This is a genomic window from Pseudomonas sp. GW821-FHT03C07 (assembly GCF_059420925.1).
This window is the reverse complement of sequence record NZ_JBWKUQ010000015.1, coordinates 107,872-130,372: the sequence shown is the minus strand read 5'-3', so window position 1 is coordinate 130,372 and position 22,501 is coordinate 107,872. Positions and strand designations below refer to the sequence as shown.

General features: G+C 58.8%; 19 protein-coding genes and 2 pseudogenes. 6 read left to right on the top strand and 15 right to left on the bottom strand.

The window, feature by feature from the left end:
• Nucleotides 1–10: 10 nt before the first annotated feature.
• From mexE to AC07VG_RS24775, 7 genes are all read right to left on the bottom strand, one after another.
• Nucleotides 11–1,267 (bottom strand): multidrug efflux RND transporter periplasmic adaptor subunit MexE, encoded by a 1,257-nt coding sequence (gene mexE / locus AC07VG_RS24805; RefSeq protein ID WP_495022045.1) that lies wholly within the window; start codon nt 1,265–1,267, stop codon nt 11–13.
• Nucleotides 1,268–1,507: 240 nt separating this feature from the next.
• Complete coding sequence (locus AC07VG_RS24800; protein WP_495002541.1) at nt 1,508–2,500, bottom strand: LacI family DNA-binding transcriptional regulator; 993 nt, start codon at nt 2,498–2,500, stop codon at nt 1,508–1,510.
• 74 nt (nt 2,501–2,574) lie between these two features.
• The gene (locus AC07VG_RS24795) at nt 2,575–4,077 is read right to left on the bottom strand and encodes a glycoside hydrolase family 32 protein (protein WP_495022044.1); all 1,503 of its coding nucleotides are present in this window, start codon (nt 4,075–4,077) and stop codon (nt 2,575–2,577) included.
• On the bottom strand, nt 4,074–5,219 hold the full coding sequence (locus AC07VG_RS24790) for an ABC transporter ATP-binding protein (RefSeq protein ID WP_495002543.1): 1,146 nt from the start codon (nt 5,217–5,219) through the stop codon (nt 4,074–4,076). Before AC07VG_RS24790 ends, AC07VG_RS24795 begins: the two co-directional genes overlap by 4 nt.
• 27 nt (nt 5,220–5,246) lie before the next feature.
• Entirely contained in the window at nt 5,247–6,089 is an 843-nt protein-coding gene (locus tag AC07VG_RS24785) for a carbohydrate ABC transporter permease (protein ID WP_495002544.1), read from the bottom strand.
• Nucleotides 6,086–7,048, bottom strand: coding sequence for a carbohydrate ABC transporter permease (locus AC07VG_RS24780; RefSeq protein ID WP_495022043.1), 963 nt, complete (start codon nt 7,046–7,048; stop codon nt 6,086–6,088). Before AC07VG_RS24780 ends, AC07VG_RS24785 begins: the two co-directional genes overlap by 4 nt.
• 21 nt (nt 7,049–7,069) lie before the next feature.
• Nucleotides 7,070–8,344, bottom strand: coding sequence for an ABC transporter substrate-binding protein (locus AC07VG_RS24775; protein WP_495022042.1), 1,275 nt, complete (start codon nt 8,342–8,344; stop codon nt 7,070–7,072).
• Between the two features lie 164 nt (nt 8,345–8,508).
• On the opposite strand from AC07VG_RS24775, the gene AC07VG_RS24770 reads away from it, so the two are divergent.
• The gene (locus AC07VG_RS24770; RefSeq protein ID WP_495002547.1) at nt 8,509–10,077 is read left to right on the top strand and encodes a carbohydrate porin; all 1,569 of its coding nucleotides are present in this window, start codon (nt 8,509–8,511) and stop codon (nt 10,075–10,077) included.
• A gap of 156 nt (nt 10,078–10,233) precedes the next feature.
• Here AC07VG_RS24770 and AC07VG_RS24765 read toward each other — a convergent pair whose 3' ends face one another.
• Nucleotides 10,234–11,094: an aldo/keto reductase family oxidoreductase gene (locus AC07VG_RS24765; protein WP_495002548.1), complete on the bottom strand. Its 861-nt coding sequence runs from the start codon at nt 11,092–11,094 to the stop codon at nt 10,234–10,236.
• Between the two features lie 102 nt (nt 11,095–11,196).
• Here AC07VG_RS24765 and AC07VG_RS24760 point away from each other — a divergent pair, with 102 nt between their 5' ends.
• On the top strand, nt 11,197–12,093 hold the full coding sequence (locus AC07VG_RS24760; protein ID WP_495022041.1) for a LysR family transcriptional regulator: 897 nt from the start codon (nt 11,197–11,199) through the stop codon (nt 12,091–12,093).
• Here AC07VG_RS24760 and AC07VG_RS24755 read toward each other — a convergent pair.
• Nucleotides 12,042–12,269, bottom strand: a pseudogene (locus AC07VG_RS24755) (hypothetical protein); the annotation flags it as partial. The gene AC07VG_RS24760 and the pseudogene AC07VG_RS24755 sit on opposite strands and share 52 nt — an antisense overlap.
• Before the next feature lie 110 nt (nt 12,270–12,379).
• Here AC07VG_RS24755 and AC07VG_RS24750 point away from each other — a divergent pair.
• Nucleotides 12,380–12,940 (top strand): annotated as a pseudogene (locus AC07VG_RS24750) (LysR family transcriptional regulator); the annotation flags it as partial.
• Here AC07VG_RS24750 and AC07VG_RS24745 read toward each other — a convergent pair.
• The 4 genes from AC07VG_RS24745 to AC07VG_RS24730 all read right to left on the bottom strand — a co-directional run bounded on the left by AC07VG_RS24745 (nt 12,862) and on the right by AC07VG_RS24730 (nt 16,809).
• Nucleotides 12,862–13,827 (bottom strand): 2-hydroxyacid dehydrogenase, encoded by a 966-nt coding sequence (locus AC07VG_RS24745; RefSeq protein WP_495022040.1) that lies wholly within the window; start codon nt 13,825–13,827, stop codon nt 12,862–12,864. The pseudogene AC07VG_RS24750 and the gene AC07VG_RS24745 overlap by 79 nt on opposite strands.
• A gap of 33 nt (nt 13,828–13,860) precedes the next feature.
• Complete coding sequence (locus AC07VG_RS24740) at nt 13,861–14,625, bottom strand: SDR family oxidoreductase (RefSeq protein ID WP_495002551.1); 765 nt, start codon at nt 14,623–14,625, stop codon at nt 13,861–13,863.
• A gap of 42 nt (nt 14,626–14,667) precedes the next feature.
• Nucleotides 14,668–15,360, bottom strand: coding sequence for a fumarylacetoacetate hydrolase family protein (locus AC07VG_RS24735; protein WP_495022039.1), 693 nt, complete (start codon nt 15,358–15,360; stop codon nt 14,668–14,670).
• Between the two features lie 99 nt (nt 15,361–15,459).
• On the bottom strand, nt 15,460–16,809 hold the full coding sequence (locus AC07VG_RS24730; RefSeq protein WP_495002553.1) for an MFS transporter: 1,350 nt from the start codon (nt 16,807–16,809) through the stop codon (nt 15,460–15,462).
• A gap of 595 nt (nt 16,810–17,404) precedes the next feature.
• On the opposite strand from AC07VG_RS24730, the gene AC07VG_RS24725 reads away from it, so the two are divergent.
• On the top strand, nt 17,405–18,340 hold the full coding sequence (locus AC07VG_RS24725; RefSeq protein ID WP_495002554.1) for a helix-turn-helix transcriptional regulator: 936 nt from the start codon (nt 17,405–17,407) through the stop codon (nt 18,338–18,340).
• A gap of 102 nt (nt 18,341–18,442) precedes the next feature.
• Here AC07VG_RS24725 and AC07VG_RS24720 read toward each other — a convergent pair whose 3' ends face one another.
• Nucleotides 18,443–18,826 carry a winged helix-turn-helix transcriptional regulator gene (locus AC07VG_RS24720; RefSeq protein WP_495002555.1) on the bottom strand — a complete coding sequence of 128 codons (384 nt, stop codon included), beginning with the start codon at nt 18,824–18,826 and terminating at the stop codon, nt 18,443–18,445.
• A gap of 103 nt (nt 18,827–18,929) precedes the next feature.
• Between AC07VG_RS24720 and AC07VG_RS24715 the strand changes: the two genes are divergently transcribed.
• Complete coding sequence (locus AC07VG_RS24715) at nt 18,930–20,048, top strand: NADH:flavin oxidoreductase (protein WP_495002556.1); 1,119 nt, start codon at nt 18,930–18,932, stop codon at nt 20,046–20,048.
• A 235-nt stretch (nt 20,049–20,283) separates the two neighbouring features.
• Here the strand turns inward: AC07VG_RS24715 and AC07VG_RS24710 are convergent, their stop codons facing one another.
• Complete coding sequence (locus AC07VG_RS24710) at nt 20,284–21,198, bottom strand: LysR family transcriptional regulator (RefSeq protein ID WP_495002557.1); 915 nt, start codon at nt 21,196–21,198, stop codon at nt 20,284–20,286.
• Nucleotides 21,199–21,399: 201 nt separating this feature from the next.
• Here AC07VG_RS24710 and AC07VG_RS24705 point away from each other — a divergent pair, with 201 nt between their 5' ends.
• The gene (locus tag AC07VG_RS24705; RefSeq protein WP_495002558.1) at nt 21,400–22,422 is read left to right on the top strand and encodes a zinc-dependent alcohol dehydrogenase family protein; all 1,023 of its coding nucleotides are present in this window, start codon (nt 21,400–21,402) and stop codon (nt 22,420–22,422) included.
• The last annotated feature ends 79 nt before the right edge of the window (nt 22,423–22,501 follow it).

Here is a 22,501-nt window from a genome sequence, read left to right as displayed (position 1 = left end):
TGTGTATCCCTTAACCGCGTGGAGTCGCAACGGCCAGCTTGGCAGCCGGTGCCGGTACGCTCTTGGCGGGCGTGACCTGGGGCAGGTTGCTGGCTTCCAGGGCTTGTTTTTGTAGGGCCAGGGCCGCGAGGGTTTCCTTGGAGGCCATCGGGATCACTTCCGGATCCACCGGCGAACCCGGACGAACACGTTGCAGGCCCTTGACGATGATGGTGTCATCCTTGTTCAGGCCGCTACGCACGATGCGCAACCCTTCGATTTTCGGACCCAGCTCGACCGAGCGGTAAACGGTCTTCTTGTCGGCGTCCATGACCAGCACGAATTTCTTGCCAAGGTCGGTGCCCACGGCTTCGTCGTTGATCAGCACGGCGGCGTAGGTGCCACTGCCGACCAGCTTCAGGCGTGCATACAGGCCTGGGGTGTAGGCGCCGTCGCTGTTGTCGAACACCGCGCGACCGCGAATGGTGCCGGTCTTGGGGTTGACCTGGTTGTCGACGAAGTTCATCTGGCCCAGGTGCGGGTTGCCGGTTTCGTTGGACAGGCCAAGGTATACCGGGGTGCTCTGGCCACGTTTGCCCTGGCGCGCGAGCTGGGTGTATTTGAGGTAGACCCGCTCGTCGGCGTCGAAGTAGGCGTAGACCTTGTCGGTGGAAACCACGCTGGTCAGCGCCGTGACATCGGCACTGACAATGTTGCCGGCGGTGATTTCGGCACGGCTGACGCGGCCGCTGATCGGGGCGGTGACACGGGTGAAGCTCAGGTTCAGTTTTGCCAGGTCCAGCTGCGCCTGGGTGGCGTCGACCGCGGCCTTGGATTCCTGGGCGGAGCTGCTGCGGGTGTCGGCCAGTTCGGCGGAAATCGCATTGCTGCTCAACAGGCGCTTGCCGCGCTCAGCCTCGTTGGCGCTGCGGCTGGCGCTGGCGCGGGCTTGTTGCAGTTGGGCTTCGAGACGATGGACTTCAGCCTGGTAGGGGCGTGGGTCGATCTGGAATAGCAGGTCGCCTTTCTTCACCAGTGCGCCTTCAGTGAAGGCGACTGAGTCGATCTGGCCCGATACGCGCGGACGGATCTCGACGGTTTCCGGGGCTTCGAGGCGTCCGGTGAACTCGTCCCATTCGTTGACCGGTTGTTCAATGACCTTGGCCACGCTGACCTTGGCCGCCGGCATTGCACCACCTGCCGCCACGGGCGCTTTACCGCAAGCACTCATCACTACGACTGCCAAGGCAGCCAAAGGAAAGCGCAAAAGTTTAAGTGACTGTTCCATGGGGGGAGTCCGCCAATCTATTGAGATGGGCGGATCATGCTGTGAGGGCCGGTTTCAGACGAATCGAATGAAGCGAAGGTAACTATCATTCGGAATGATATCAATCCGATCCCAGCCCTCTAGCATGCGCTTTTTATTAGGGTGCTATCTATTCCGCAAATGGCAAATCACTGTTGCGTGGAATGCAAAGGCTGTGTCATTGCATTGACCGGAGCAGCCATTTGCAGAGCCGTCAACGCCTCATAGCGAGGCCCTGACCACCAATGGACAATCAACTTGCTGGGCTCCCGATACCTCAAGGGCCTCGATCAGGTGCCGGGTAGCATTGCGACCAATCTCGTAGTAGGGCAGTTGCACCGTGGTCAGCGGGGGGATGAATAGTTCGGCGATACCGATCATGTTGTCGTAGCCGAGTACGGCGACATCATTGGGAATCTTCAAACCGCAGCCCAACAGCACCTGATAAGCACAAAATGCGATGCGATCGTTGCCACAGATCAGAATGTCGAATTGGGGGCGGCCATCAACGATATGTCGATCGAGGATCGCCGCGGTTTCATCATAGGCGTCATGATTGGAGAGGTCGTATTGCAGGAGTGCGTCCGGGGCCAGCCCGAATGTCCGACAGGCATCTAGCAGGCCTTTTTGTCGCAGTCCCCAGGCCAGGCTCTGTTTCGGCAGATTGATACACAGCGGGCGCCGATAGCCTTGGCTCAACGCGTAATGTACGGCGCGATACTGCCCTGTTTCGTCGTCCGGGACATAACTGACGAGGCGACTGTCATCCGCCAGGCAATTGGCGAGGACCAGGGGCTTGCTCTTCAAACGCTCGGGAATGCTCACCTGGCGTAAACCCATGGCGCTGAAGATCAACCCGTCCGGGCGGTGCGACAACATCAGGTCGATGTTCTGGTCGGTGGGCGGGTTGCTTAACAGGTTGAGGATAAATACATTCCAGCCCGCTTGCTGCGCGGTCTGTTCGATGGACAGCAGGAGCTCGACGGCGAAGGGGGTGGTCGCGGTATCCAGCGCGAACACACCGATGGTTCGCGTCAGGAGGTTGTCGCCCCGAATCCTGCGTGCCGACAGGCTAGGTACGAATTGCAGTTCATCAATGGCGCGACGGACCCGCTGGTAGGTTTCGGGGCTCAGTTTTTCCGGGTTGTTGAGCGCTCGAGAAACCGTCATCAGGGACACGCCGGCCAGCTGTGCAACGTCTTTCACTGAAGTCATGCGAGGCGGGACCGGTCAGGTTGACGGATAATCATGACACATGACCCGGACTTCTCGCGACTGAATGACGCCGTTCACGCCCATCCCGAGGCGAGAGGCCATGCCCTGGGAATGCAGACACGCCCGCCATTGCCGCTTGCGAAAAGCTTCACGCCCAAACTATCGGGCTGCGGATAGAGGCGACTACTGAGGGTGAAGCGCCCGTTTTCGTCGAACACCTCGATGGACGAGCGATCGAGGAACACACGCAGTTCCAGTCGCTCTTGTGTCCGGTCTATCGACACGCTGCGTTGACCTGTGACTTGCGCTCCTGAGTGGCTACGGTCAAGCACCAGACGCTGCAGCAACGCATCGTAGTAGAGCCGGGTTTCTTCGTGGCCATCGTCGCTGCAACGCAAGGCGATTCCCAGTTGGCCTTCAGTGCGACCGAGCAGATCCAGATGCACATGGATTTCGAGCATGTCGCCATTCACCTCCGGTACCCGCCGGGTTCCCGACTCATCCCACCAGGGTGTGCTCGCAAAGGGGGCCTTGCGTAGAGCCGTGAGCTCCCGTACCGGATAGACGCAAAGGCGATCGGCGCATAGTTCAAGTTCACGCGGCAAACCGAGCATGCCGCACCAGTGATGGACGGTGCTTGGCATCGGGCTTTCCCACATGTCGAGCCAGGCCCATACAAGGCGCCGACCATCGGCGGCCAGTTGCGTTTGCGCGGCATAGAAATCGTGGCCGTTATCCAGTTCGATAAAAGGCCCGCCATTGAAGTGCCATTTGCTGTCGAGTCGGCCGACTCGATAACCGGTCTGGTACTTGTTAAGCCGTTCGTAACCTTGGGGCTGCATGCCCTGGGGGGAGTAAAGCAGTACATCCTGTCCGTTCAGTCGAAACAGATCCGGGCATTCCCACATATAGCCATCGCCCTCGTTGCCGCTGGACACATAGGCAAGGAACTCCCAGTTGTGCAGATCCGCGGAGCGGTACAGCGGCAGCATTGGCACAGCGCCCAGGCGTGCGCCGGCAATCAGATACCAGCCGTCATCCTCCTTCCATACCTTGGGGTCACGAAAATGCATGATGGTGTCTTGCGGCGGGGTATCGATGACCGCGCCATGCTTGGTGAAATGGATACCATCGATACTGGTGGCCAGGCACTGCACTTGACGGATAGAGCCTTCGTCACCCACTTCCCCCAGCCAGGTATGTCCGGTGTAGATCAGCACCAAGGACTCTTCACACACCACCGCGCTACCGGAAAAACAACCGTCACGGTCGAAGTCATCGCCGGGCGCCAGCGCAATGGGCAGGTGCTGCCAATGGATCAGATCGGTACTCTTGGCATGTCCCCAATACATAGGGCCCCATTTCGCCTCGAAAGGGTTGTGCTGATAGAAAACGTGATATTCGCCACGAAAGTACACCACCCCGTTAGGGTCGTTCATCCAGCCCGCTTGGGGGGCAAGATGATAGCCGGGACGATAATCGTGGATGACGCGAGACAGGCCGTCACTCAGCGCACGCTGTGCGAGGTCAAGAGAGGCAGACATTGGATCGCTCAGGGTATTCAAAGACAAGGTCATAGGGCGCCTGCTCGTACGGAATGCAGGGGGGCGCCATCTGGCAGAGTTTCAATGGCTAGTGCGCGGCGTACCAAGGCCGTGCCGTCGGAGTTGAACAAGTGCAGGTTGCCGATATCCAGCTGCAGCTCGACCCGATCGCCTGATTGCCATCCGGCGTTGACCTCGCAACGACAGATCAGTGGCTCGTCCTGACCGGTGTCGAGGTGCACATAAGTTTCGCTGCCCAGGTACTCGACCCCGGTCACGGTGACGCCGGCGCTACCCTCTGCCGCCGTGAGCGACACGTGTTCTGGGCGAATCCCCAGGCTAAGCAGGGTGTCCGCCGCCAGGTTCGAGCTGTCGAAGGGCAGGGGCGTCATACCCAATACAGGGGATTCGACCAGGCTGTTTTCGCCTGGGGTAAGCAGGCGCGCTGCAAGAAAGTTCATTCTGGGCGAACCCAGAAAACCGGCCACAAAGCGGCTGGCCGGGCGCTCATAAAGTTCGCGTGGTGAACCGATCTGCTCTACGCGACCGCCGTTGAGCACGACAATTTTGTCGGCCAGGGTCATCGCTTCAACCTGATCGTGGGTGACGTAGATCATGGTCGAACCCAGCCGATCATGCAGCCTGGCGATTTCATTGCGCATCTGTACCCGCAGGGAGGCATCCAGGTTGGACAGCGGCTCATCGAACAACAAAATGTCCGGTTCCCGCGCCATGGCCCGGCCCATTGCCACACGCTGACGCTGGCCTCCAGACAGTTCCTTTGGCTTGCGTTGCAGCAGTGTGTCCAGTTGCAGGATTTGGGCAGTTTTCAGCACGCGTTCGCGCAGGCTGCGTTTTTCAAGCTTGGCCAGTTTGAGACCAAAACTGATGTTGTCGTAGACACTCATGTGCGGGTACAGCGCATAAGACTGAAACACCATGCCGACGCCTCGTTCGCACGGTTCCAGGTCGTTGACCCGACGCCCGTCGATCAGCAGGTTACCGTCGCAGATCGAATCCAATCCGGCGATCAGTCGCAGCAGGGTCGACTTTCCACAGCCCGAAGGGCCAACGAAAACCACGAATTCACCCGCAGCGATCTCCAGGCTGACATCACGCAGAATCCGCATGCCGCCCAATTGTTTGTTCACGTTGTCTAGCTTCAACTTGATCACGATGCTGTTCCTTGTATTTGTTGGGCATCAACCCTTTAGCGCGCCGGTAGTGAGACCGGAAACGATTCGGCGCTGGAAGATCAGCACCAGAATCACCAGTGGGACGGTGACCAGCACCGATGCGGCCATCAACAGCCCCCAGGGCAACTCATGCGGGCTCCCGCCGGAAATCAAGGCGATGGCGACCGGCACCGTGCGTTGCGGGTCTGTCAGGGTGAAGGTCAGGGCAAAAAGAAACTCATTCCAGGCAGCGATGAAGGCCAACAAACCAGTGGTGACCAGTGCTGGCCAGAGCAGCGGCAACAGCACCCGGGTAAGTGTGACCCAGGGCGAAGCGCCATCCATGATGGCTGCTTCTTCCAACTCATGGGGCAGTTGCCCCATGAAGGTGGTCAGTACCCAGACGGTGAAGGGCAGGGTGAAAATGGTGTAGCTCAGGATCAGCGCCCAGGAAGTGTTGTATAGGCCCAGCGCGCGGATGACCTCGAACAGCCCGGAAAGCACGGCGACCTGGGGAAACATGGAAACGCCAAGGACCAACATCAATACGGTGCCGCGCCCGCGAAACTTTACCCTGCCCAAGGCATAGGCGGCGGTCAGGCTGAGGAACAGCGCCAGGGCCACCACACAGACCGCAACCACCAGCGAGTTACCGATAGCCCGCAAGAACGAGGCTTGCTGGAGCACCGCCGCATAGTTGGAGAAGTCGGGGCGATCGATCCAATAGCTCACCTCGAACAATGCACTGGAGGGTTTCAGCGAAGTCACTATGGCGTAATAGAAAGGGAAGACCGCATACAGCAGCAGAACCCCGATCAGACACCAGAATCCGAGGCGCAACAGTGCTTTTTTGAATAGGCGCGGGATCATGAGCGGACCTCCAGTTGATGGCGTCCGAGATAGAGATAAAGCATGGCGATCACTGCCACGACCAGAAACAGCAGTGTCGAGGCGGCGCTGCCGTAGCCAACGTCCTGGAACTCCACCAGGTGCTGGCGGGCATAGACAGACATGCTCATGGTGCTCGAAGCGTTCGAGGTCAGCACGTAGATAACGTCGAATACCCGCAGGGAGTCGAGGATGCGGAAGATCGCCGCCACCAGCAACGCGGGCATCAACAGGGGAAGCGTGACACGCCAGAATACTTTCAGCGGGTGAATGCCATCGACCCTGGCGGCTTCGTAGCAATCGCTCGGCAACATCTGCAAGGCAGCAAGCATCAGCAGCGTGACAAAAGGTACGGTCTTCCAGACATCGACAATGATGACCGCCCACATCGACAGATCAGCGTCTGCCGTCCAGGCCAGGGGCACATCAATCATGCCGAGGCTTAGCATCAGGTGATTGATGATGCCGAACTGGTCGTTAAGCATCCATGACCAGATCTTCGCTGAGACAATCGTAGGAATCGCCCACGGAATCAGAATCAACGCACGTACCAGGGCGCGTCCGCTGAACTTGGTGTTCAACAGCAAAGCCACCCATAGGCCCAGTACGACTTCCAATCCCACCGAAACCACCGTGAAATGCAACGTGTTGCGTACAGCGTTCCACCATTGTGGGTCGACCAGAATGCCCGACCAGTTGGCACCGTTGTAGAACAGATAATTGCTCAAGCCGACGAAGGTGCCGCCGCGGGGATCCGCCAGGCTGGCGTCGGTGAGGCTGAACCAGAATGTCCGTAGTAGCGGCCAGGCTGCCACCAGGGCCAGACAGATCAGCATCGGTGTCAGGAACAGCCAGGCGGCGCGTACGCGTCGGCTTTGCACGGGTGTTTCCCTGGCCGGGAGGCTCTTGTCGCAGGGTGCATGAGTAGAAGAGACAGACATGGTGATTTCCTTCCTTGTGGCTTACCAGTTCCGGCGTTTGATGCCAGTGAGCTCGCTTTCCAGCTCGGCCAGCGCCTGATCGACAGGCAGTTCGCCCGCCAGCACACCATGCACTCGGTCAAAAAACGCATTGGAGACCCGTGGATAGCGCTCGGCGGTTATCGATGCGGGGCGCATGACCCCATCGTTGAGAATGCTATGGAGTTGGCTGTAATAAGGCATTGCCGTGAGCAGTTCGGGATCTTGATAGAGCGATTCGATAACCGGGTTATAGCCGCCTGCCAGAGCACGATGTTTTTGCTGCTGCGCACTGGTCAGATAGGTCACCAACTCTGCGGCAAGCTTTGGATGGGCGCTGTAACGTGACACCGCCAGACCCCAACCGCCAAGGGTGGATGCATGCGTGCCGGTCGTGCCGCCTTTGGGCAGGGGAGCGACCCCGACCTTATCTTTTACTGCACTGTCCTGGCTTTGTACCAGGGCCCAGACATAAGGCCAGTTACGCATGAACAGCGCATTTCCCGATTGAAATACGCCACGTCCTTCTTCCTCGGTGTAATTGAGTACGCCACGCGGGGCGATGTCTCCTACCCAGCTTTTCGCCAGGGCCAAAGCTGTCCTTGAGGCCTGGCGGTTGATCACGATGTCGCCTTGTGGATTGACCAACCCACCTTCGGGTTGGCTGCTGATCCACTCCAGTGCATTACACGTCAGACCCTCGTAGGCGCGCCCTTGAAATAGGTAGCCCCACATATTGGGGTTTCCGGCGTTCCGCTCGGCCTGTTGAATCTCTCTGGCGACAGCGGTCATTTCCTCCCAGGTCTGGGGCACCTGCTTGTTGTACTTGTCGAGCAAGTCCTTGCGGTAATACAGCAGACCCGAGTCGGTGAACCAGGGCATCGTCACCAGTCGTCCATTCACCGTGGCGTTATCCACCTGTGACTGGAAGTAGCCTTGGGTAGCGCCGGCTGGAAGCACCTCGCGCAGGTCCATCAGATGATTGGCCAGCATCCCCGGCCACACCATATCGATTTGGATAATGTCGATGTCGGCGGACTGTGCGCTGAGGATCTGTTGGTAAAAAGACAACCTTTCGGTCGCCGAGTTAGGCGTGGAAACCACCTCGACGTTATGCCCAGTCTGTTTCGACCACGCCTCGACAGCCTCCTTGCAGAGTTGTAATTCCGCGCCCACCGCACCGCACGAGATAGTCAAGTCGGCTGCGGTTGAGAGGGATGGAAGCGCTGCGCAGATGGTGAGCAGAGCGGCTGGAAGGAGAGTTTTCAGCTGTTTCATAGAGTCCTCTTTATTTTTGTTTTTATAAAAGTTAACGTTACCATCGCCAATGTAGCAGCGTATTTGAGATCTGGCATCCTTTTTTCCGCGATCCGGACAATTCTCGATTCACGGAAAAAACTGGCCATTCGCGCAAAACCATAAAAACAAGACAGGAAATCCAAATGCAGAAAGCATCAAGCTGGCTACTCGCAGGCGTGCTCGGCACATCGGCGGCTATCACCCAGGCCGATACTCTGGAAGAGCGCATGAGCGCGTTTGAAGCCCGCGCAAGCGCTGCGGAAAAGCGTGCAGCGGCAGCCGAGCTGCAAACCCAGGCGCTTGCGAGGGAATTGCAGCAGATCAGACTCGCCAATCCCACCTTGCAGCCCGCTACGCCCACTGTGGCCGCCATTGCGGCGCCGTCTACTTTGGATGCCCGGGTGGAAAAACTCGAAGCCCATCAGCAGAGCCTGGAAAAGCAGGGCGGTACTGAACATCTCACTGACGGATTCAGCTTCAAAGGCTACGCCCGTTCCGGATTGCTGATTGGCGATGGGTTAGGTGGCGGTCGGGGCGGGCCCTATACCACCCCGGCCGGTTCAGTGGGTGGTGCCGTCGGGCGCCTCGGTAATGAAGACGACACCTACATGCGCATGGACCTGTCGAAGGAAATCTATGCGCAAAACGGTACCCGCTCCAAATTCACGGTCTCCATCGCCGACGGTGTGGAGAGTGCCAATGACTGGACGGCCACCGAAAGCAAGTTGAACGTGCGTCAGGTCTTCACGGAACTCGACCATATCGCCGCGTTCAAGGGCAACTCAGTGTTCGAGAACTCCACCCTGTGGGCCGGTAAGCGATTTGATCGAGATAACTTCGACATCCACTGGTTGGACTCGGATGTGGTCTTTCTGGCGGGCACCGGAGGAGGGATCTACGATATGCAGATGAACAAGAATTGGCGCTCGAACTATTCCTTGATCGGGCGTAGTTACGGGGATTTCAGTCAGGCCGGTATTGATGCAAAGGTGCAAAGCTACATCCTGACCTCCAACCAGTTCTTCGATGACGGTCAGTGGCAGTGGATGTTCAATTCCATCGGCGCAAAGAATAACGATTTCGGTACCCGCACCAATGCGGCGGGGCTGTCGCCAGCGGATTCCGGTTTGCACAGCATGTTGGCCAATCACCAGAAAAACTTTTTCGGCAGGGAAGGCTTCTTCAAGACGGCGCTGCTCTATGGGCAAGGTTTGGGGGCGGAGGTCAAGAATATCGGTTCAGATGGCGAACTGATCAGCGATGCCCGTACTCTGCGCCTGGCGCTTTTCGGCGAGACCCCCGTTGCGCCGGGCTGGCGCATCGGCCCCAGCTTGCTGGCCGAACAAAGCAGGAATAGATACGTCAAGGGTGACGACTATCGCTGGCTGACCCTGAACATGCGTTTGGCCAACGAAATCAATAGCAATTTCGAGATGGCCTACGAACTGAGCTGGCAAACCATGAACCTCGATCCCAAGGCCTATCTACAACGTAATGCGGTCAACGGCAACTTCTGGAAATTTACTGTCGCGCCGACCTTCAAGCCCGATGTTGGAGACCTTCTCACGCGTCCTGAGTTACGAGTATTCGCAAGCTATATGAACTGGTCTTCGGACCTGGACAAATACAGTACCTCGGACGCCTTTGGCAAAACTGATTTCGGCGCCGGGGGGGTATGGCAATACGGCATACAGATGGAAACCTGGTTCTAATATCCGCTTTCGCCCAGGAGCAGAGCGCGGTTTCCGAGGATATCAATCGCAACGTGAGCGCGATCAACGACCTGGTTATCCGGAGGACTTTGATCCGCGTGGATGGCGGGGCTGGCCGGTATGCCAGCCTCGTCTGCCCTGCGTGTCCTTGCCTGGCTAGGTGGCTTCCAGCTCAGTCAGCAGGTCCTGATCAATGACCAGCTCACTCGCCGCCAGGTTCTCCCTGAGATGCTCGACGGACGAGGTTCCTGGAATCAACAGGATGTTCGGCGCTCGCTGTAGCAGCCACGCCAGTGCAACACGCATCGGTAAAGCATCCAGCCGTTTTGCGACGTCCGACAGGGTTTTCGACTGAAGTGGCGTGAATCCGCCCATCGGGAAAAACGGTACATACGCGATGCCCTGCCTGCCCAGCTCAGCGATGAGGGGCTCATCCTGCCGATGCGACAGGTTGTAATGATTCTGCACGCAAACTATCCGGGCGATCCCTTGAGCCTGCCTGACCTGCGTCTCGGTGACATTGCTCAAGCCCAGGTGGCGGATAAGGCCTTGCTGCTGCAGTTCGGCAAGCACACTGATTTGTTCTTCAATGGAGCCTTCCGTAGGCGACTGCACGGCTCCCATAGCGCGAAAATTCACTACGTCCAGAACGTCCAACTGAAGATTGCGCAGATTGTCATGCACTGCCTGGGTCAATTCGGCGGGGCTTTGCGCGGGAATCCAGGACGCGTCGGGACCGCGTGCGGCGCCCACTTTGGTCACGATTACCAGGTCACTGGCGTACGGATGAAGCGCTTCGCGGATCAATTGGTTGGTGACATGCGGGCCGTAGAAGTCCGCAGTATCAATGTGGTTCACCCCCGCGGCCAGGGCTTCGCGTAGCACCGCGATGGCCGACTCGGGATCCTTGGGCGGGCCGAAGACCCCAGGGCCAGCCAACTGCATCGCGCCGTAGCCCATGCGGTTGACGGACCGGGTGCCCAGTAAAAAACTGCCTGCTTGAGTGATATCGCTCATATCTTGCGCCTCGGTAGATCGCGGGTGATGGTCCACTATAGGCATTGACCGTCTTACTGATAATCATGCGTAATCTGCACAGGCTGTACGCTGGAGCGAACAATGACGACGGATATGCAAGACTTGCTGGCCTTTATGGCCGTGGTGAAAGCCGGTGGTTTTCGAGAAGGAGGGCGCGTGAGCGGCAAGTCGGCTTCAAGCCTCAGCGACGCGGTTCGGCGCATGGAAGCCCGGCTGGGGGTGCGCTTGCTCAATCGCACGACCCGCAGTGTCGTGCCGACAGAGGCCGGTACGCGCTTGATGGAGCGCATCGTGCCGGCACTCGACGAAGTGGCGGCGGCGCTGGATGTGGTCAACGATTTTCGCGACAGGCCGTCGGGCACGCTCAAGCTGAACGTGCCCGTCAGCGCCGCGCGCCTGGTGCTGCCGTCGATTATCACGCCCTTCCTGCAGACCTATCCCGACATCACCCTGGAGGTGGTCATTGAAGAAAGTTTTGTCGACATGCTCGCGGCGGGTTGTGACGCAGGGATTCGTTATGAGGAACGTCTCGAACAGGACATGATTGCAATTCCCATCGGGCCGCGTTTTCAACGTTTCGCGACGGCGGCCTCACCCGCCTATCTGGACGCCAGAGGCCGGCCCGAGCACCCGCGAGATCTGCTTGAACATGCCTGCTTGCGTGGCAAGTTCCCCAGTGGGGCGATGCCGCTTTGGGTTTACGAACGTGGCGACGAAACGGTTCGCGTCGACCCGACCGGCCCATTGGTGGTCAATGTGGGGGGCGCGATGGAGTTGGCGGTGCAGGCGGCAATAGATGGTCTGGGCGTTGTCTACCTGTTCGAGGACTGGTTGCGACCTTATCTTGATAGTGGCGCGCTGGAACCGGTGCTTGAGCCATGGCGGCAGAGTTTTAGCGGACCCTTTCTCTACTATTCCGGACGCCGCTACCTGCCCTCGCCGCTGAGAGCGTTTGTGGATTTCATAAAGGAAAACTGAAACGTTGATGCTCGATAGTTCAGCAGGCGCATAGCCTGTTCCAGGAGCAGCGCGAAGACGATGGCCGCGCATGCGAAGACGAACAGGAGGGCATGATTACCGCCGCTGGCGTTGAACAGCGCCGAGTAGGCAAACCCGGCCACGGCCTGGAACGTGGCGAACGACACCGTGGCGCGACCAAGGAAGATCGCGCCACTGGCCAGGCCTTTACGCGATGCCGGTACATGAGGCAACACCGTCGCGGCCACCAGCACCATGATCGCGCCACCGGCAATGCCTGACAGTAACGGTCGGTCGACGGATCGTGGCGCTGGAAAAGTCCCTGGGTGCAACGCTTTTCCTGCGGACCTCCGAGGGATACGCACTGACGGCGGTCGGTGAAGCGGCGTTGCAGTCAGTGGAAAAGATGGAGCATTGCGCGCTGGAACTGGAGCGGCAGATTGACGGACTCGACGACCGGCTGACCGGCATCGTTCGAGTCAGTACCACCGATTCCCTGGCCATCGACTTCCTGATTCCGGCGGTGGCGCGTTTGCACGAAAAGCATCCGGACATCCGGGTTCAACTGGATGCGTCTACTCAGATAATCAGCCTGGCGAAGCGTGAAGCGGACATTGCCGTGCGCAATACCCGCCCGGACAATCCCGATCTGATTGCCCGACGCATTGCCCGCTGGCCGGTGGGGCTGTTTGCATCGCAAGGTTATGTCGACGTCCGAGGCGTGCCAACGCCAGGTTCGTCGTTCGAGGGGCACGACCTGGTGGTGTATCAGCCGTACTTGCAGGGCAACAAGGATTTGACGCTTGTCCCGGAGAAACTGTCCACCAGGCTCGCCACCACCATTTCCCCCATTCGCGTGCGGGTCTGAAGCGTTGCGCTGGCGCGATGCGGTTGCAGTACCACTTGCTCGTTGCCAAACAATGCCTCGGGAACGTTCGGCTCATCGACGAATACATCCAGCGCCGCACCGGCGATCTCCCCAGCGGCAAGCGCCGCCAGCAGATCGACCTCGTTGATCAGCTTGCCGCGGGCCACGTTGATCAGATAGCCGTCCTTGCCCAGTGCTTGCAGCACCTGGGCATTGATGATGGCTTCCGCCTTGTCGGCGGCGGCCGCGAGAATCAATGCATCACTGTCGCGGGCCAATTGCTTCAGATCGGCGACGAAGGTGTGGTTCACGTCGCTCATCGGCTGCAAATCGGTGTAGCTGATCGGGCAACCGAACGCCGCGGCTCGGGTCGCCACCGCACGGCCGACCCGGCCCATGCCGACGATGCCGATGCGCATGCCGGACACCTGACGGGCCAACGGCAACGGCGCCAACGGTGTTGCACTATGGGGCCATTGGCCCGAACGCACATAACGATCACTGGTACAAAGTCCCCGACACACGGCAATCAACAATCCGATGGCCAGGTCGGCGACATCTTCGGTCAATGCGCCAACAGTCGTGCTCACGCGGATTCCGCGATCCCTGGCGTAAGCCAGATCCACCGCATCGGTGCCCACGCCGTTGACCGCCACCACTTCCAGTCTGGGCAACCGGGCCATCAAGGCCTGGCTGATTCCGGTATGCCCGCCGGTGATCACGCCACGAATGTTCGCGGCGTGTTCCTGCAAATAGGCGGGTTTGTCGGTCTGCTCGAAGTAACGTCTGATGGTAAACAGCTCATCCAGCCGGGCGTTGATTTCGGGAATCAGGATCGGGCTGAGTTGCAAGACTTCTGGCTTCATGTGGACCTCGCGTAACGGAATAAAAAGGCCGGTTCAACCGCGACCGGCAAACGGCATGGCGCTGGCCATGACGGTCATGTTCAGGACGTTCGCCGACAGCGGCAGGCCAGCGATGTAGCGCACGGCATCGGCCACATGCTTGACATCCACCATCGGCTCCACCGCGATGCTGCCGTTAGCCTGGCGCACGCCTTTGGTCATGCGTACCGACATTTCGGTCAGGGCGTTGCCAATGTCGATCTGGGCGCAGGCGATGTTGAATTCCCGACCATCCAGGGCCAGGGATTTGGTCAGCCCCAGCACCGCATGTTTGCTGGCGGTATAGGCGCTGCTGAACGGGCGTGGGGTATGGGCCGAGATCGAGCCGTTATTGATGATGCGTCCACCCTGTGGCTGTTGCCGACGCATCAGTCCGAAGGCGCCACGGGCGCAGAGAAAAACGCCGTTGAGGTTGGTGTCGATCACGTTTCGCCACTGCTCGAATGTCAGTTCATCCAGCGCCACGGCGGGGGCATTGACCCCTGCGTTGTTGAACAGCACGTCCAGGCGTCCGTAGACCTCGGTGATGGTTGCAAACAGCGAGTCGACACTGACCGGGTCGCGTACATCGGTGGGCACCGCCAACGCTTCGCGCCCTTCGCACGCCGCTAGATCAACCAATGCCTGCAAGGGCTCCAGCCGGCGTCCAGCCAATACCAGTGTGTATCCGTCGGCCATCAGCCCCAGGGCCACGGCGCGGCCGATCCCGCTACCGGCGCCGGTTACGAGGGCCACTTTCAAAAGGGGAGTGTTAGACATGTTGTTCCATCCTTTCTCGAATCAGTACGGTGAGTGGTCGGTTCAAGGTCGCTGAGCGACGCGCATTTCCAGTTGGCCGATGCCATCGATCCCGGCGTTGATGATGTCGCCTGGTTGCAGTACATCGACGCCCGCCGGGCTGCCGGTCATGATCAGGTCTCCGGCCCTCAGCGCGACCGATTGAGAGATGCGGCTGATGACTTCACTGACTGACCAGATCTGACTGTCGAGGCTGTCGCGCTGGCGCTCCTGGCCATTGACGCTCAGCCACAAATCGCCATCGGGGTGCCCCGCGCGAGTGACCGGTACGATGGCGGTCATCGGCGCGGCACCGTCGAACACCTTGGCGCCTTCCCACGGCAAACCATTACGCTTGGCCGCACGCTGGACATCACGCCGAGTCAGATCAAGACCGGCGGCGTAGCCCCAGACATAGGCCAGCGCCTGGCTCTCTGGAATATTGGCGCCCCCCTCGCCGATGGCCACGACCAATTCGATTTCGTGAGCGAACTCTTCCGTCATTGGCGGGAACGCCACTTCACCCACGGCATCCACCACATTGCTCGCCGGTTTCATGAAAAACACCGGCGGCTGTCGGGACTGGCCTTGTGTGTCCGGCCAGGGGTAATTGCGGCCGACGCAAAACACCCGACCGACGGGGAAACGTTGCTGGCTGCCGGCAACCGGCAAGGTCACGGGCAGATCGGGGGTAAAAACGTATTCGGGCATGTTCATCCTGGTAGAAGTCCTGTTGGAAGCGTCAGCGTACGGCGGCAATCTATTGTGAAGTTGGACGAAAGCCGCTTCGTGTTGGAGAAATAGGCGTTTCTGGGCTCAGCGCACCTTGAGTTCAATGCGATACAGCCGGCCGAGCAGCAATGAGTAGGACAGGGTGCCGACCAGGGCCACGCCGCCAATGAACCAGAAGGCCCAGGCAAACGAGCCCGTCGCGTGGACGATCGCGCCAATCACGATAGGGGTGACGATGCCACCGATGTTGGCGGCCAGGCTGGTGATTCCGCTGGTCAGGCCGATCAGTTCCTTGGGGGCCACTTCCGACACCGCCGCCCACGACGACGAGGCGATCCCTTGGGCGAAGAAGGCCGTGGTCAGCACGGCAATGCAGATCAGGTTCGAATCGGTGAAGTTCACCAGGACGATCGACATCCCCAGCATTGATCCGACCACCAATGGCAATTTGCGCGCAAAGGACATTGAATAGCCGCGGCGTATCAGCAGGTCGGAGACAATGCCGGCGAGCAAAATGCCGACCGTTGCGCCCACGAACGGCAGCACGGCAAAGATGCCCGCCTTGATCATGGTCAGTTGCCGTTCTTCGATCAGGTACGTGGGAAACCAGGTGAGAAAGAAATACAGCGCAGAAGTACTGGCAAACTTGCCGATGCAAATCGCCCAGATCTGCCGATAGCCAAACAGCTCGGCGATTTGTCGCCAGTTGAACCGGGTACGTGCCTGACTGCACTTGACCAGTCCACCTCCGACTTCGATGTACTTCAGTTCTTCCTTACTGACTTTTTTGCAGTTCAGCGGATCGCGGTACACATACAACCAGATCACCCCGAAAACAATGCCGAGTATCCCGGTGCTGTAGAACACATGGCGCCAGTCGTAGGTCGTGGCCAGCCATAACAGCACGCCGGTAAACAGTGCCGTGCCCAAATACTGGCCGCACACGTAAATGCTGCTGGCCAGCCCCCGTTCGCGGGCCGGAAACCACACCGTGACCGCACGGCTGTTGGCCGGAAATGCTGGAGCCTCCATGGCGCCGACGGCCAGGCGCAAACCGAACAACGAAGCGAACCCGGTAGCAAAGCCTTGGCACACGGTGACCGCCGACCAACCGATCAGCGACACCCCGTAGGTGAACCGCGAACCGAAGCGATCGGCAATGAACCCGGCGGGTACCAGTGCCAGTGCGTAGGTCCAGGCAAACGCGGAGAAAATCAGGCCCATTTCGATCTTGTCCAAGCCCAGGTCCTTGGCCATGAACGGTGCCGCAATCGAAATGTTTACCCGGTCGATGTAGTTGATGATGGTCGCGATCAGCAGCAACGACAGCATGAACCAGCGCTGGCGGGTCGGCAGTCGCTGAGGGAGCAGGGCATCCTGGGCACCGACAGCCACTGTCGAGGCGGTGGACGGGGAGGTTGGCGAATTCGACATGAATAGACCTTTTTATTGTTGGATGAACCGAGATATCTGCGCGCAGCCGGCTCCGTTGCCGCAAATGCCGAGGGCAGGGCAATCACTGTTTGAATGAGCGGCGCGGACAGTCACTGCCAGGCGTTCAGAGACGCCTGGCAGCCAGGGCGTTCGAGGTGAAGCCGGGAGGGTCGAAGAGGGATAAAAGCAGGTTCATGGCGTGCGCACCTTTTGATTGTTTTTGGACGGGTCGGGCTGCATTGCCTGTAACAGTGGTCGTACAACGATTCAAAATCAACGAGAGCGTTAGATCGTTTTTTCTCTTGAGAACAGTGCCAAACGCATCTGTCCAAAAAGTAAAACCTGCTGATTTTTTGTAATTTTCTCTTTAATTATTTCTATCTTTTTGTTTTTTATAGATTAATTTTTATATCAGGCGTTTTTGCTTTTTGGACAGACGAGTTCTCGCACACGGGAGCAAACAACCCCTTCATTTTGATGTCATCCTATGACCTGATTTAAAATCAGCCGGATTCACCTTCACAATCACCATGTCGCCGCCTGCATCGTGGTGCGACGACAACCTGCCTATGTACCTGTCGAGGATTTTCAGGAGATGCTGTCAGCTAGTCGAGTGCCTACCTACGTCATGCAGCAACGCAGCGAATTGACGGACTTCTATATCCGCGACAAAAAGGGGCGGCGCGCCGAGACCAGCCCGCATCGCCACGAGTATTTCCAGATCCAGGTCAACCTCGGTGGCGATACCGTGCAGCATATCGGCAACGTTGAGCGGCCGTTTCCGCGCAACACACTGGCCTTCATCCTGCCCCATCGCGTGCACGTGATTCCGCATCCGGTCGAGAGCAATTTCATGGTGATCAATTTCTCCCAGATCTTTCTGCTGCCGCATTTGCAGTGCGACCCGATGGATCTGGAGGAAGTCTCGATTCTCCTGGCGCCGGAGCTATCGCCGTTCCGCTTCCAGGAACATCTGGATTTCATCCTGGGCGATGAGGATTTCGGCAAAGTCTGTGCGCTGATCGAGCAGATGCGCCTGCTGGATGAAAACCGTCAGTTTGGCACCCGCGAGATGCTCAAGGGCTTGCTGCTGCAGCTTATCGGCAGCGTCTGTGCCTTGCATGCCGAGCCGCTCAAGCGGCTGGCCGAAGAGAATGCCGCCGAAGTCAGCCGACGCGATGCCTTGGGCAGGATGTCCGAATATTTGCGTAAAAATATCGCCGATCCCGATCTCAACCTGATCAAGGTTGCCGCCGCGACTTACCTGTCACCGACCTACCTGACCCACTGGTTACGCAAGGAAGTCGGCAAGACCTTCACCGAGCTGGTGCTCGAACGCAGGATGCACGCGGCGCGCAATTATTTGCTCAATGGAACAAGACCCGTGGGGGAGGTGGCAAGGCTGTGCGGTTTCGCCGACGAAGCCTATTTTTCACGACGTTTTCGCCAGATCCACGGCCAGCCTCCCGGGCAATTCAGACGCCAGCAACTCAACCCGGATACTCCACAATCACCGTCCAAACCAGATTGAAAACCCGAAAGTTGCACCCATCCGCTAATTGATCGTGCATGAAGTCCATCGACCAACACTGGTTGGTGGCCTAATCGAAGGCGCTTGGCCAATCGTTGAGAATCACACCGTCAGCTTTCCCTCCGCGGCCTGGTCAAATTTCAACCGGGCCGTTTCAACCTCAGGCAATTTGTCGAGCGTCCATTTATGCAATTCGCGAAATGGTTGCTGCAGCGTTCGACCCAGTGGGGTGATCTCATACTGCACTGCCACGGGCGAGAACGAAATGACCTGGCGCGAGACGAGACCATTTCGTTCCAGCCGCCGTAGGCACTGTGTAAGTGCCTTCTGAGTGACGCCCTCCAGGCGACGCCTGATGGCGTTAAAGCGATGCGGCCCGTCATCAAGCACCGCCAGAACCATCATCGACCACTTATCTGCGATTTGGTCAAACAGTGCCCTGCTGGGACAGTCCGATGAGAAGCATTGCGGATGTATTTCGAGCAAGGATGGTTCCCTCTGATATACCTAGGCTACTCAAGGTGCCTAATTGACATTTAGTTTACAAAATATACTTATATGCCCTCCAAACGCAATGGAGACTCTCTCAATGTCTAACCCTGATACCAGTATTTTGTTTCGGCCTTTTTCGATCCGTTCGCTGGTACTGAAAAACCGAATTGTCATGGCGCCCATGACGCGTCTGTTCTCACCCGAAGGCATCCCGGGTGAAGCGAGCACTGCCTACTACCGGCGGCGGGCAGAGGGACGTGTTGGGCTGATCTTGTCCGAAGGCACCGTGATTGATCGCCCAGCATCACGCAATGATTCAGGCATTCCTTTTTTTCACGGCGAAGCGGCGCTGGCTGGGTGGAAAAACGTGATTGATGCGGTCCACAACGCTGGCGGGCGCATGGCACCGCAGATCTGGCACACCGGTGCCACGCGTTACATCAACGACTGGGAGCCAGATGCACCAGTGGAAAGCCCGTCGGGCCTTGATTCGCCAGGTGACCTGCGTGGCGTGGCGATGAGTGAAGAGGACATTGCCGACACGGTAGCAGCGTTCGCCAAGGCAGCGGCGGATGCCAAACGCCTGGGCTTTGACACGGTCGAGATCCATGGGGCTCATGGTTATTTGATCGATCAGTTCTTCTGGGCGGGCACCAATCAGCGCACCGATCGTTACGGCGGACCGACCATCAAAGAGCGCTCGCGTTTTGCCAGTGAGATCGTGTCTGCCGTTCGTCATGCGGTCGGCCCCGAATTCCCTATCATCATGCGCGTCAGCCAGTGGAAGCAACAGGACTACGGAGTACGCGTCGCCGAAACGCCAGCTGTGATGGAAGACTGGTTGTTGCCACTGGTCGAGGCCGGTGTCGACGTCCTGCACTGCTCGCAACGTCGCTTCTGGGAACCTGAGTTCCCCGAGATTGACGGTGAGAACGGCCTGAACTGCGCGGGTTGGGCGAAGAAAGTAACCGGGGCCGCGACCATCAGTGTTGGTTCGGTTGGGCTAGACAATGATGTTACTAATGCCTTCGCCGGCAAAGGATCAACCCCTGCGAGTTTGGATCGGCTTGTCGAACGCATGGAGCGCGAAGAGTTTGATCTGATCGCTGTAGGGCGTGTTCTGCTGAGTGACACGGATTGGGCCGCCAAAGTGGAAAAAGGCGACTACGCGGATCTGAAGGGCTTCAACCCGGCATCTTTAGCCGAATTGGTTTGAGCCTTATTGCGCAGTGGAGAGTGTGATGCCACAAAGGTTTTAGCCTGAAGGAATCAGCGTTCTAGCCTCGGATTTTTCGAGGCCGAGATCGTAATCCGTTGTTGAGTGCGACTTGACTGTCTCAATGATCGAACATGTTAAGGCCACTCAACACCCACGTAAATTAGGATTGCGTTGCCGTGTGGCCCGGGCATTTACGCGCAGGCTACACGGCGTCGCCAATTGTGGAAGTCTGTTACAGGCTATCCGGGTCGCCGCAGAACATCTGGATCCGCGAGCGCAGCCAGCGCTCACCCGGATCGTTGTCCTGGGAACCGCGCCAGGCCATGTGCAGTTCGAAGGTCTGAGTCTCCAGTGGCGGGTTCTCGGCGCGCACGCCACCGGCCGCGGTCAAGGCATCGGCAGTGTAGTCCGGCACGGTGGCAATGATGTCAGTCCCGGAGATCAGGGTACTCAAGCCATTGAACTGCGGTACCGCGAGCACGACATGCCGCTTGCGTCCGAGCTTTTCCAACTCGGTGTCGATAAAGCCACTCAGGTCGCCGGCGAAGGACACCAGCGCATGCGGGCGGGCGCAGAAATCATCCAGCGACAGGGGGCCGGGCATCGAGTCGGCGCGCAGCAACTTGGGCGAGCTGCGGCGCAGGACCTTGCGTTTGGCGTTGGCCGGCAGGTCGGTGGTGTAGCACACGCCGATGGAGATTTCGCCGGAGCCGAGCTTGGCCGGAATCAGCAGATAGTTGACGCGGCGGATCACCAGCACTATGCCGGGCGCCTCGGCGCGCAGGCGCTTGAGCAACTGCGGCAGCAAGGCGAACTCGACGTCATCGGACAGGCCGATGCGAAACACCGAGGTGCTGGTGGCCGGATCGAACTCCGAAGCGCGGCTGACCGCGGTGGAGATCGAGTCCAGGGCCGGGGAGAGCAGGGCGAAGATTTCCACCGCACGGGCCGAAGGCTCCATGCTGCGGCCGGTGCGCACGAACAACGGATCATCGAACAGGCTGCGCAGGCGTGATAACGCCGCGCTGATCGCTGGCTGGCCGAGAAACAGCTTTTCCGCGGCGCGGGTGACGCTCCGTTCGTGCATCAGGGTTTCGAATACGATCAGCAGGTTCAGATCGACGCGACGCAAGTCGTTACGGTTCATCGGGCTCGCTTCACAAGACGGTCACTGGCGGGGAAGGTCAATCTTACGGGCAAAAGTGGTTGATTCGCACGGAATTTTGAACTGTGTACAATGGTCGCCAATCAATGACAGGCATGTCGACTATTAATAGCCACTGATGGTTTTGGCTGAAAAGCCCGGATAGAGTTCGTGACATTAGAGGTTCATTTGACGAGGTTTGCGATGTCCCGCACGATCCGTTTTCACAAGTTTGGTCCGGCCGAGGTGCTCAAATGCGAAGAGCATACGGCCACTCTGCCCGCGCCGGGCGAAGTGCAGGTGCGTGTGGAGGCCATTGGCATCAGTTGGTACGACGTCCTTTGGCGGCAGAATCTGGCTTCGTCCCAGGCCCGCTTGCCGGCCGGTATCGGTCATGAAATGGCCGGTGTGGTCACCGCCGTCGGCGATGGCGTCGATGACCTGGCCGTTGGCGACAAGGTCGCCAGCTTTCCGGCCCAGAGCGCCAACGATTATCCGGTCTATGGCGAGCTGATCGTCCTGCCACGTACGGCCCTGACCCGTTATCCGGATGTGCTGACTCCCGTCCAGGCCAGCGTGCATTACACGCCGCTGCTGATCGCTTATTTCGCTTATGTCGACCTGGCGCGGGTCAAGCCGGGGCAGTTTGCCCTGGTCACCGATGCCAGCCACTGCGCCGGACCTTCCTTCGTGCAACTGGGCAAGGCCCTGGGCGCCAAGGTGATTGCCGCGACCAAGATCCCGGAAGAGCGCGAGTACCTGTTGTCCCTGGGGGCCGACAAGGTGATCGTCACCGAGGAGCAGGACCTGCTGATGCAGGTCAACAAGTACACCGATGGCCGTGGCGTCGACATGGTCTTCGACGGCCTTGGTGGCCCGCAGATGTCCATGCTCGGCGATGTCCTGGCGCCACGTGGCAGTCTGGTGCTCTACGGCCTGCAGGGCGGTAACCAGACCCCGTTCCCGGCGTGCGCGGCGTTCCAGAAGAATATCCAGTTCTTCGTCCACTGCATCGGCAACTTCACCGGCAAGCCGGAACTGGGCATCGTCCAGGACCAGGCAGCGCTGCAACGGGCCTTGCGCGATATCAACCAGCTGACGGCCGACCGGGTGTTGCCACCGCTGGAAATCCGCACTTTTCCATTCGACGAATTTGTCGAGGCGCACCGCTACATGGACGGTTGCCCTTGTCGCGGCCGGGTCGCGCTGCAAATCGAACCCAGTTGAGCTGACTCAGGCTGTTTGAGCCCACATCACCCCCGTGTCGTTCTGCGATGCGGGGTTTTTTATGTGTGCTCCGAAATAT

Bases quoted from the DNA above. Each gene is read 5' to 3' on its own strand.
- AC07VG_RS24775 (WP_495022042.1), bottom strand. From the start codon at position 8,344: ATGAAACAGCTGAAAACTCTCCTTCCAGCCGCTCTGCTCACCATCTGC.
- AC07VG_RS24770 (WP_495002547.1), top strand. From the start codon at position 8,509: ATGCAGAAAGCATCAAGCTGGCTACTCGCAGGCGTGCTCGGCACATCG.
- AC07VG_RS24735 (WP_495022039.1), bottom strand. From the start codon at position 15,360: ATGAACATGCCCGAATACGTTTTTACCCCCGATCTGCCCGTGACCTTG.
- AC07VG_RS24705 (WP_495002558.1), top strand. From the start codon at position 21,400: ATGTCCCGCACGATCCGTTTTCACAAGTTTGGTCCGGCCGAGGTGCTC.
- AC07VG_RS24760 (WP_495022041.1), top strand. From the start codon at position 11,197: ATGACGACGGATATGCAAGACTTGCTGGCCTTTATGGCCGTGGTGAAA.
- AC07VG_RS24715 (WP_495002556.1), top strand. From the start codon at position 18,930: ATGTCTAACCCTGATACCAGTATTTTGTTTCGGCCTTTTTCGATCCGT.
- AC07VG_RS24710 (WP_495002557.1), bottom strand. From the start codon at position 21,198: ATGAACCGTAACGACTTGCGTCGCGTCGATCTGAACCTGCTGATCGTA.
- AC07VG_RS24800 (WP_495002541.1), bottom strand. From the start codon at position 2,500: ATGACTTCAGTGAAAGACGTTGCACAGCTGGCCGGCGTGTCCCTGATG.
- mexE (WP_495022045.1), bottom strand. From the start codon at position 1,267: ATGGAACAGTCACTTAAACTTTTGCGCTTTCCTTTGGCTGCCTTGGCA.
- AC07VG_RS24725 (WP_495002554.1), top strand. From the start codon at position 17,405: ATGCTGTCAGCTAGTCGAGTGCCTACCTACGTCATGCAGCAACGCAGC.
- AC07VG_RS24740 (WP_495002551.1), bottom strand. From the start codon at position 14,625: ATGTCTAACACTCCCCTTTTGAAAGTGGCCCTCGTAACCGGCGCCGGT.
- AC07VG_RS24785 (WP_495002544.1), bottom strand. From the start codon at position 6,089: ATGATCCCGCGCCTATTCAAAAAAGCACTGTTGCGCCTCGGATTCTGG.
- AC07VG_RS24795 (WP_495022044.1), bottom strand. From the start codon at position 4,077: ATGACCTTGTCTTTGAATACCCTGAGCGATCCAATGTCTGCCTCTCTT.
- AC07VG_RS24780 (WP_495022043.1), bottom strand. From the start codon at position 7,048: ATGTCTGTCTCTTCTACTCATGCACCCTGCGACAAGAGCCTCCCGGCC.
- AC07VG_RS24745 (WP_495022040.1), bottom strand. From the start codon at position 13,827: ATGAAGCCAGAAGTCTTGCAACTCAGCCCGATCCTGATTCCCGAAATC.
- AC07VG_RS24730 (WP_495002553.1), bottom strand. From the start codon at position 16,809: ATGTCGAATTCGCCAACCTCCCCGTCCACCGCCTCGACAGTGGCTGTC.
- AC07VG_RS24765 (WP_495002548.1), bottom strand. From the start codon at position 11,094: ATGAGCGATATCACTCAAGCAGGCAGTTTTTTACTGGGCACCCGGTCC.